Raw genomic sequence first — 9,457 nt, 5'->3', positions numbered from 1 at the left:
CCCATACCGCTTATCCGGAGAGGTGGAAGTTGCCGGAGGTGCCGTAGATGGCCAGCGACACCAGCAGGGTCACCGTGACCACCGCGACCAGCGAGGCACGCACCGCATTGCCGACCGCGATGCCGACGCCCACCGGGCCGCCCGCGGCCGTAAAGCCGTAGTAGGTGTGAATCATCATGACGGCCAACGCCATCAGGATCGCCTGCGCGAACGACCAGAGAATGTCGCTCGGGATCAGGAAGGTCGAGAAGTAGTGGTCGTAGACGCCGGCCGACTGCCCGTAGATGACCACGGTGGCGAACCGCGCGGCCAGGAACGAGGCGATCACTGCGAGCGCGTAGAGCGGGATGATCGCGATCATCCCGGCCAGCACCCGGGTGCCGACCAGATACGGCACCGGCCGGATGGCCATGGTCTCGAGCGCGTCGATCTCCTCCGAGACCCGCATGGCGCCCAGCTGCGCGGTCGAACCCGCGCCGATGGTGGCCGCCAGGCCGATCCCGGAGATCACCGGCGCCGCGATGCGTACGTTGATGAACGCGGAGAAGAAGCCGGTCAGGGCCTCGACGCCGATATTGCCGAGCGAGCTGTAGCCCTGCACCGCGATGGTGCCGCCGGCGAACAGCGTGAGGAACCCGACGATCACCACGGTGCCGCCGATCACCGCCAAAGCGCCCGAGCCCATGGCGATCTCGGCGATCAGGCGGACGGTCTCGGTGCGGTAGTGCAGCAGGGCGCGCGGCAGCGAGGCCACGGTCTCGCCGTAGAACATCGCCTGCTTGCCGATCGAGTCCAGCGAGTCCGACATCCGCCGGGCCCGGCGGACCGCCTTCGGGAAGCGCGAGGAGATTACGAAAGCCATCGAATCACCGCGCCGCGAACTTGATGCCGACCGCGGTGGCCACGACGTTGACCACGAACAAGGCCATGAACGCGAAGACAACGGTCTGGTTCACCGCATCACCGACACTCTTGGGTCCGCCTTTGACGTTCAGGCCGAGGTAACAGGCCACCAGCCCGGCGATCAGCCCGAACAGCCCGGCCTTCACCTCGGAGATGATCAGCTCGGGCAGGTGGGTCAGCAGCGTGATGCCGTTGACGAACGAACCGGGGTTGACGTCCTGCAGGTACACCGAGAACAGGAACCCGCCGACGATGCCGATGGTGCACACCAGGCTGTTCAGCAGCAGCGCCACGAACATCGAGGCCAGCACGCGCGGCACCACCAGACGATGGATCGGGTCGATACCGAGTACGCGCATGGCGTCGATCTCTTCGCGGATCGTGCGGGCGCCGAGGTCCGCGCAGACCGCGGTGGCGCCGGCGCCGGCGACGATCAGCACGGTAACCATGGGGCCGATCTGTGTGACGGCGCCGAAGGCCGCGCCCGCGCCACTGAGGTCGGCGGCGCCGATCTCGCGCAACAGGATGTTCAGCGTGAAGCTCACCAGAACGGTGAACGGAATCGCGACCAGCAGGGTCGGCACGATGGAAACGCGCGCGATGAACCAGGACTGATCGATGAACTCACGCGCTTGGAAGGGCCTGCGGATGCTCGCCCGGGCGACGTCGGCAACAAGTTCGAAGAACCCTCCGACTGCCCGCAACGGCACGGCAAGGACCTCGTTCATTCGCGATCCTCCTTGCTCAACGTGCACGTATTGCTGACGGCACGGCCCCACCCGAGGGCCGCATCGCCGGAATGATTAGAACATGTTCACTTAGTGGCCGCGAGGTTTTTGTCACTTTCGAAGTGCACTTTTCCCCATAATCAGCCTATGTATTTGAAACGTGTGTCAGTTTTGCCTGCTTCGACCTTTGTGAGCCGTCACACACGTTGACACCCATGTCTAACAAAGTCGGGTGCGGTGATCAACAGTTGGACAGATGATCAGGTTGCGATCAGCCGTCTCGCCAACGATCAGCAACTCGCCGCGAGCCGCTGACCACCGCAAACTTGGCAGGAAGCCCAACCGCGTTGTGCGTTAGCCCAACTCGCTCAGGGCGGGGCCCGCCGAGAATGTCCGGTCGGCGGGACGGTCGGCGAAGTAGCCGCTCAGGGTCGCCGCGAGGTCGCCCGCGCCCCATTCCGCGCCCGCGGCGTCGAAGCGCTGCTCCACCACCGGGGCCGCCATCAGTGCCACCATCGGCCCGTAGACCACGAACAACTGCCCGCTGACCGCCTCGGCGGCCGGCGCGGCCAGGTAGGCGACCAGACGGGCCACGTGCTCCGGGGACAGCGGGTCGACCGCGCCTTCGGGCGCGTCGGAGAAGACCGCCTCGGTCATGGCGGTGCGAGCGCGCGGGGCGATCGCGTTGGCGCGCACGCCGTACTGCGCGAGCGCCCGCGCCGCGGTCAGGGTCAAAGCGGTGATGCCCGCCTTCGCGGCGCCGTAGTTGCCCTGGCCCGCCGGACCCAGCAGCCCGGCCTCGGACGAGGTGTTGATCAGGCGGCCGTAGACCGGCGCGCCCGCCGCCTTGGACTTGCCGCGCCAGTAGGCGGCCGCGTTGCGGGTGAGCAGGAAGTGGCCGCGCAGATGCACCGCGATCACCGCGTCGAAGTCCTCGTCGGACATGTTGAACAACATCTTGTCGCGGGTGATGCCCGCGTTGTTCACCACGATGTCGACACTGCCGAAGGACTCCTCGGCGGTGCGGAGCAGCGCGTCGGCGGTGCTCCGCTCGGCGATACTGCCCGCCACGAACTCCGCCTTCGCGCCCAAAGCCCTGATCTCGGCGAGGGTTTCGGCGACCGCGTCGCTCTCGGCGAGATCGTTGACCACCACCGAGGCGCCCGCCGCGGCCAAGGCGAGTGCTTCCGCCTTACCCAGGCCGGCACCGGAGCCGGTGACGATCGCGACTTTGCCCGCCAAGTTAGTTTCAGTGCTCACCGGGCCGACTCTAGAACGTGTTCCTGTTAGCTGGCAAGCATCGATCAGATCAGCTTCAGCGCGGCCTTCGGGCACTGGGCGACCGCGTCCTTGACGTCCTCGAGCTGGTCGGCCGGAATATCGTCGACCAGGACGTGCAGCTGATCCTCGTCATCGAGTTCGAACACGTCGGGGGCGAATCCGACACAGATTCCGTTCGCTTCGCACTGGTCGAAATCGACTGCGACCTTCATGGTTACTCCTTTGCTCGAGCCTCGCTCGGAGCCTATAGGCGATGGCGGCGGGCTGTGCCGCCATCAATCGGATCCACCGTCAATACTGGAACATGTTTCAGTCGATATGCAATCATCAGGTTTACTTGATTCAACTGAAGGCTGAGGTACTGCCATGCGCATTGCGTACACGCCGCAGCAGGAGGAGCTTCGCGCCGAACTGCGCGACTACTTCGCGCGGCTCATCACACCGGAGCGCCGGGCGGCGCTGAGCTCTACCACCGGTGAGTACGGGGAGGGCAATGTCTATCGCGAAGTCGTCCAGCAGATGGGCAAGGACGGCTGGCTCACCATGGCCTGGCCAAAAGAGTACGGCGGCCAGGATCGCACCACAATGGATCAGCTCATCTTCACCGACGAGGCAGCCGTCGCCGGCGCCCCGGTACCGTTCCTGACCATCAACTCCGTCGCGCCGACCATCATGCACTACGGCAGCGAAGAGCAGAAGAAGTTCTTCCTGCCGAAGATCGCCGCGGGCGAATTGCATTTCGCCATCGGCTATTCCGAGCCCGGCTCGGGCACCGACCTGGCCAGCCTGCGCACCTCCGCGGTGCGCGACGGCGACGACTACATCATCAACGGCCAGAAGATGTGGACCAGCCTCATCGCCTACGCCGACTACGTCTGGCTGGCCGTGCGCACCGACCCGACGGCCAAGAAGCACAAGGGCATCAGCATGCTCATCGTGCCGACCAGCGCCGAGGGCTTCTCCTGGACCCCGGTGCACACCATGGCCGGCCCGGATACCAGCGCCACCTACTACCAGGACGTGCGCGTCCCGGTGAGCTCGCTGGTCGGCCCGGAGAACGGCGGCTGGTCGCTGGTCACCAACCAGCTCAACCACGAGCGCGTCGCGCTCACCTCGGCGGGCCCGCTGCAACTGGCGCTGAACCAGGCCGTCGAGTGGGCGCGGGAAACCAAGGCCGCCAACGGCAATCGCGTGATCGACCAGGAATGGGTGCAGATCAACCTGGCCAAGGTCTACGCCAAGGTGGAGTACCTCAAGCTGCTCAACTGGCAGGTCGCCAGCGGCGCCGACCACGGCGGCGACGCCGCACCGAAGATGTGGGACGCCTCCACCTGCAAGGTCTACGGCACCGAGCTGTCCACCGAGGCCTATCGCCTGCTGATGGAGGTCCTCGGACCGCAGGCCTACCTGCGCCAGGACTCCCCCGGCTCCGAGCTGCGCGGTCGCCTCGAGCGCATGCACCGGGCCGCGCTGATCCTGACCTTCGGCGGCGGCACCAACGAAGTCCAGCGCGACATCATCGCCATGACCGCGCTGCGCCAGCCGGCCTCGGCGCGCTGAGAACAGGGGAATACCAATGGATTTCACTCCCACCGAAGCCCAGAACGATCTGGCCGGCCTGACCGCGGAGGTGGTCGGCAAGCTGGTCACCGCCGATCGGCTGCGCGAACTCGACGCCGCGGGCCGCTTCGACGCGGCGCTGTGGACCTCGCTCGCCGACACCGGAGTACTGGCGGCGGCGCTGCCGGAGACGCTGGGCGGCGGCGATTTCGGCATCCTGGAGCAGACCTCGGTGCTGCGCGAACTCGGTAAGGCCGTCGCGGCCGTGCCCTACCTGTCCTCGATCGTGGTCGGCGCGGGCGCGCTGGCCGCGTACGGTTCGGCGGCGCAGCAGGATTGGGCCCGCAAGGCCGCGGCCGGCGAGGTCATCCTCACCGCCGCGCTCTCCGAGGTACACAACTGGGAGCCCGCCAAGCCCACCACCGTGGCGCACGAGGCGGACGGCGGCTGGCGGCTGACCGGCGCCAAGACCACCGTCCCCTTCGCCGACCGGGCCGCCCGAGTCCTGGTGCCCGCCACCGTCTCCGGCGTGCCGGCCCTGTTCCTGGTCGACCCGGCCGACGACTCGGTCACCGCGACCGCGCAGCAGGTCGTGGACTTCAGCGCCGAGTTCGAGCTCGAATTGCACGACACCCCGGCCGAATTGGTCGGCACCGTGGAATCCGGCGCGGAAATCCTGGATTGGATCCTGACCCGCTCCTGGATCGGCCTGGCCGCCCAGCAGCTCGGCACCCTGGAGCGGTCCCTGGAGCTGGTCGCCGACTACGCCCGCGAACGCGAGCAGTTCGGCAAGCCCATCGGCGCCTTCCAGGCCGTCGCCCAGCGCCTGGCCGACGCCTACATCGACATCCAGGGCCTGCGCCTGGCGGTCACCCAGGCCGCCTGGCGGCTGTCGGAAGGCCTGCCGAGCACAGAGGCGGTGCACACCGCCAAGTTCTGGGCCGCCGATGCCGGTCACCGGGTGGCGCACACCCTCGTGCACGTGCACGGCGGCGTCGGCATCGACCGCGATCACATCGTGCACAACTACTTCACCGCCGCCAAGCACAACGAATTCGCGCTCGGCGCCGGCACCGACCACCTGCGCGCCCTCGGCGCGGCCTTGGCCAACCCGGCCTGATCTCGCACACGAGCGGCCCGGCGGTATCCACCGCCGGGCCGTTTTCGTCTGTCACACAGCGTGGTTCGGCGCTTCCGCCGGGAGCCAGCGGCGCTCGTAGCCGAGCCTGCGGGCCAGCCGGGCCAGGCCGCCGAGAACGGCGCGTTGCAGACCGGCGGGGATGCCGCCGAGATAGCCGTCCTGGTAGTCCCACAGCAGCGCGAGGGCCAGCGGGTCGCGCGGCACACCGCCTTTCGTGGTCTTGCCGGCCGCGTCCAGCGCCTGCCACAGCCGGAACATCTCCCAGTGCCGCAGCGGCGGGCGGATCTCGTGATCGATGATCGAGCCCGGCTCCTCGGACCAGAACTCGTGCACCACCCCGGCCGGGGCGGCGGCCGAATCACCCGGCCCCGCCACTACTTCCGCGCCGTCGATGCGGAAGCGCAGCCGACCGCGCCGGACCGTCCACGATTCGGCCAGCACCGGATGCCAGTGCGGCCCGGCCTGCCTGCCCTCCGGAAGCACATGCGCAAGCCGGAGATAGCGCCCCCGCTCGTCCGTGCCCGCTTCGACGAAGGTGACGCGGTGACCACTGCGGAAGGTGAGACTATCCATGGCTCAAATATGAAGGTAACCTTCGTATTGTGTCAATAGGCGACCCCACCTTGCTGAAGCTGCTGGTACAGACGACGCAGGCCTTCGAGCAGGAGCTGAACAGCCGCTTACGCGCGGACCGGTACGACGATCTGCGGCCCGCGCACTACGCGGTGTTCCGCTACCTCGATCCCGCCGGCTCCCGCATCAGCACCCTCGCGGAGGCGGCGGGCATGACCCAGCAGTCGATGGGCGAGCTGATCACCCACCTGGAACGCCGCGGCTACGTCGAACGTCAGGTGGATCCGGCCGACCGCCGCGGCCGGTTGGTCATCCTCACCGACCGCGGCCGGGCCGCCTTGGACGCCGCTGCCGGGCACATCCGAGCCATCGAAACCCAGCTCGGCCACGTCCTCGGCCCGGACGGTCTCGGCGACCTACGATCGCTGCTCACCCGATCCGGCGACATGTTCTCCGCCAGCACACCTTCCGGGAAACGCCGAATCCCGCCATCCTGAGCGCGCTCAGCCGTGTTTCGAGGTCAGGTAGCGCTGGAGTGTGGGGGCGATATCGATGACGAGCTGCTCGGACGTCATGGCGACGACCGGGGGCAGCCGCAGTACGTGCCGGCAGAGGGCCAGGCCGAGGAGCTGGCTGGCGATGAGACCGCTGCGGCGCGGAGCGTCGGCGGGGTCGCCGTAGCGCAGGACGGCGGGCAGGACCTGTTCGGCGAAGACGGCGCGGGCGCGGTCGGCCAGGGCGTCGTCGGTGATGGCGGTGCGGAGCAGCGTGAGCATGACCTCGTTGCCCGGCGGCTCCTCCCAGATCGCCAGGAAGCGGCGAATCAGCAACTCGCCCAGGGTGTCCGGATCGGCGGCCGACAGGTCGGGCAGGTCCAGATCGATGTCGACCGCGGCGGCGAACAGGCCGTCCTTGTTGCCGAAGTAGCGCATGACCATGGACGGGTCGATGGTCGCGTCGGCGGCGATGGCGCGGATGGTCGCCTTGCGGAAGCCTTCGGCGGCGAAGCGTGCCCGGGCCGCTTCGAGGATGGCCGCACGGGTGCCGTCGGACCGGCGGGCAGGCGTCTGATCAGGCTCCACGTTCATGCCAACGATTGTAGGCCAACAACTGTTGACAATCCAAGGCGCCCGATTTACCTTTAAGTCAACAAGCGTTGGCAAACAGATGTTGACTTAGGAGTTCCACCATGAACACCAGCCCGCTCCCCCAGACCACCGCCGTCGTCATCGTGGGCGCCGGGCCCGCCGGCCTCACGGCGGCGATCACCCTCGCCGGCGCCGGTGTGGACTTCCTGCTGCTGGATCGGCTCGCCGAGGGCGCCAACACTTCCCGAGCCGCCGTGGTGCACGCCCGCACCCTCGAGGTGCTCGAAGAGCTCGGCCTCGCCGAAGACCTGATCGGCCGCGGCATCGTGGTGCCGACCTTCCGCGTGCACGACGGGGCGCGGTCGCTGGCGCGGATCGAGTTCGGCGGGCTCCCCACCGCCTACCCGTACACCCTGATGGTGCCGCAGGACACCACCGAGCAGGTGCTGCTGGACCGGCTGCACAAGCTGGGCGGGCAGGTGCGGCGGCCCTACCAGGTCACCCGGGTCGCCGACGAAAATGCCGGTGTGACAGTCGAATACACCGACGATAGCGGTGCCACCGGAACCATCCGGGCCGACTACGTGATCGGGACCGACGGCATGCACAGCGTGGTCCGCGAGCAGGCGGGCATCGGTTTCACCGGCGCCACCTACCCGGAGTCGTTCGTGCTCGCCGACGTCCGGATGACCTGGCCGATCGCCAGGAACGAAGTGGCGCTGCATCTTTCGCCGGAGGGCGTCACGGTCGTCGCGCCGCTCCCCGATGCCGATCAGCCCGATCGCTACCGCGTGGTCGCCACCCTGGACGAGGCTCCCGAACATCCGACCGTCACCGATATCCAGGCGATCCTCGACAAGCGCGGCCCCGGCGGCGACGTGAAAGTCACCGAGGTGCTGTGGAGCTCGCGCTTCCGGGTGCATCACCGGGTGGCCGACAAGTACCGTGCGGGCCGCGTCCTGCTCGCGGGCGACGCCGCCCACGTGCACAGCCCGGCGGGCGGCCAGGGCATGAACACCGGCATCCAGGACGCCGCGTTCCTTGGCCCGCTCGTAGCCCGCGTCATCAACGGTGAGCCGCAGACCATCCTGGACGACTACGAAACCACCCGCCGCCCGGTCGCGCTGGGTGTCGTCGCCTTCACCGACCGGATGACCCGGATGGCGACGCTTCGCCCGCGCCCGGCCCGGCTGCTGCGCAACACCGTGATGTCGCTGGTCACCCGCATTCCCGCGGTCCGCACCAAGCTGGCGTTCCGCATCGCGGAGCTACAGACCCGCTGAGCACGAAAGGCCCGCCGGATCGAGTCCGGCGGGCCTTTTCGCGGTCGAAGTGCCTACTGCGCGGCGATTTCCGCCGGGTGGCGATATCCCTTGCCGAAGTTGACCGCGCGCTCGGCGTTCGACAGCGCCGTCACCACACAGGTGCCGAAGGAGCCGCGGCGATCGAACAGGGTCGCGCTGCCGACGGCCACGCCGTCGGCAGTGAGGTGGTTCTCGGCCTCCAGGCCGATTTCCAAGCCCTCCGAGGCCCGCGCCAGCACGATGGTGAGGTCGGCGTTGATGAAGCCGACGCCCTCGGTGCCCCAGTTGGTCAGCAGGCTGGTCGACTCACCGATGACGGCCGCGCCCACGAACGCCGACGGCGCCTCACCGAGAACCGCGGAAATCGGGGTCTGCCACATCTTCTTGTGGCCGTCGTTCTGGTGGTCGCTGATCCGATTGGTCCAGCCGTCGGGCCGGTCGCTGCTGTTCCACCACGGCACGGTCGGGCCCTCGGCGGGCGGCACGTCCGGCGGCTGCGGCGCCTCGGCCCGGGTCCACCGCTCACCCGGCGGCTGCTCCGAGAGCTTCAGGAAGACCGCCGACGCCCGGGCCACCGCCTTGCCGTTCTGATGCAGGACGGCATCGGCCACCACGATCCGGTTGCCCGTGCGGACGACCTCGGTCGTCACGGTCGTGGTCACCTTCTGGGCCGGCCGGAACATGTCGACGGTCAGCCGGGACGGCAGGAAGCCCGCGGGACAGTGCGCGTTCTCCAGCTCCCGGGCCAGCAGACCGCAGACGGCCGGCCCGTTGATCATGGTGGGCGACCAGGCGCTCTGCGCGAACGGCAACGGTTCGAAACCGTCGGCCGTGGCCTCGAAGAAGGCCAGGGGCGGCAACTCTGCCATGTTCGTTCTC

11 protein-coding genes are annotated in these 9,457 nt (G+C 68.3%); 4 read left to right on the top strand and 7 right to left on the bottom strand.

What is annotated here, in order from left to right; all coding sequences use genetic code 11:
• Positions 1-10: 10 nt before the first annotated feature.
• The 4 genes from AB0H76_RS27220 to AB0H76_RS27205 form a co-directional block, all read right to left on the bottom strand.
• Positions 11-862, bottom strand: a complete 852-nt coding sequence (locus AB0H76_RS27220) for an ABC transporter permease (RefSeq protein WP_357329461.1) — start codon at positions 860-862, stop codon at positions 11-13.
• 4 nt (positions 863-866) lie between these two features.
• Positions 867-1,631, bottom strand: a complete 765-nt coding sequence (locus AB0H76_RS27215; RefSeq protein WP_357329459.1) for an ABC transporter permease — start codon at positions 1,629-1,631, stop codon at positions 867-869.
• Positions 1,632-1,985: 354 nt separating this feature from the next.
• Positions 1,986-2,891, bottom strand: coding sequence for a 3-oxoacyl-ACP reductase (locus AB0H76_RS27210; protein WP_357329457.1), 906 nt, complete (start codon positions 2,889-2,891; stop codon positions 1,986-1,988).
• A 44-nt stretch (positions 2,892-2,935) separates the two neighbouring features.
• A complete protein-coding gene (locus tag AB0H76_RS27205; RefSeq protein ID WP_357329456.1) occupies positions 2,936-3,124 on the bottom strand; it encodes a ferredoxin in 189 nt (62 codons plus the stop codon).
• Positions 3,125-3,278: 154 nt separating this feature from the next.
• Between AB0H76_RS27205 and AB0H76_RS27200 the strand changes: the two genes are divergently transcribed.
• Positions 3,279-4,472, top strand: coding sequence for an acyl-CoA dehydrogenase family protein (locus AB0H76_RS27200; protein WP_357329454.1), 1,194 nt, complete (start codon positions 3,279-3,281; stop codon positions 4,470-4,472).
• A gap of 16 nt (positions 4,473-4,488) precedes the next feature.
• On the top strand, positions 4,489-5,592 hold the full coding sequence (locus AB0H76_RS27195; protein WP_357329452.1) for an acyl-CoA dehydrogenase family protein: 1,104 nt from the start codon (positions 4,489-4,491) through the stop codon (positions 5,590-5,592).
• A gap of 51 nt (positions 5,593-5,643) precedes the next feature.
• Here the strand turns inward: AB0H76_RS27195 and AB0H76_RS27190 are convergent, their stop codons facing one another.
• The gene (locus tag AB0H76_RS27190; protein WP_357329451.1) at positions 5,644-6,186 is read right to left on the bottom strand and encodes a cupin domain-containing protein; all 543 of its coding nucleotides are present in this window, start codon (positions 6,184-6,186) and stop codon (positions 5,644-5,646) included.
• Between the two features lie 29 nt (positions 6,187-6,215).
• Here AB0H76_RS27190 and AB0H76_RS27185 point away from each other — a divergent pair, with 29 nt between their 5' ends.
• Positions 6,216-6,683 (top strand): MarR family winged helix-turn-helix transcriptional regulator, encoded by a 468-nt coding sequence (locus tag AB0H76_RS27185; protein ID WP_357329449.1) that lies wholly within the window; start codon positions 6,216-6,218, stop codon positions 6,681-6,683.
• A 6-nt stretch (positions 6,684-6,689) separates the two neighbouring features.
• On the opposite strand, the gene AB0H76_RS27180 is transcribed toward AB0H76_RS27185, so the two are convergent.
• Positions 6,690-7,274, bottom strand: coding sequence for a TetR family transcriptional regulator (locus AB0H76_RS27180; protein WP_357329447.1), 585 nt, complete (start codon positions 7,272-7,274; stop codon positions 6,690-6,692).
• A 101-nt stretch (positions 7,275-7,375) separates the two neighbouring features.
• Between AB0H76_RS27180 and AB0H76_RS27175 the strand changes: the two genes are divergently transcribed.
• Positions 7,376-8,557, top strand: a complete 1,182-nt coding sequence (locus tag AB0H76_RS27175) for an FAD-dependent monooxygenase (RefSeq protein WP_357329445.1) — start codon at positions 7,376-7,378, stop codon at positions 8,555-8,557.
• Between the two features lie 53 nt (positions 8,558-8,610).
• On the opposite strand, the gene AB0H76_RS27170 is transcribed toward AB0H76_RS27175, so the two are convergent.
• Entirely contained in the window at positions 8,611-9,447 is an 837-nt protein-coding gene (locus tag AB0H76_RS27170) for an acyl-CoA thioesterase domain-containing protein (protein WP_357329444.1), read from the bottom strand.
• Between the last annotated feature and the right edge of the window lie 10 nt (positions 9,448-9,457).

Source organism: Nocardia sp. NPDC050712, assembly GCF_040654295.1.
Classification (GTDB): Bacteria; Actinomycetota; Actinomycetes; order Mycobacteriales; family Mycobacteriaceae; genus Nocardia.
Note: the sequence above shows the minus strand (reverse complement) of the source record. Positions and strands in the feature narration are given on the sequence as shown.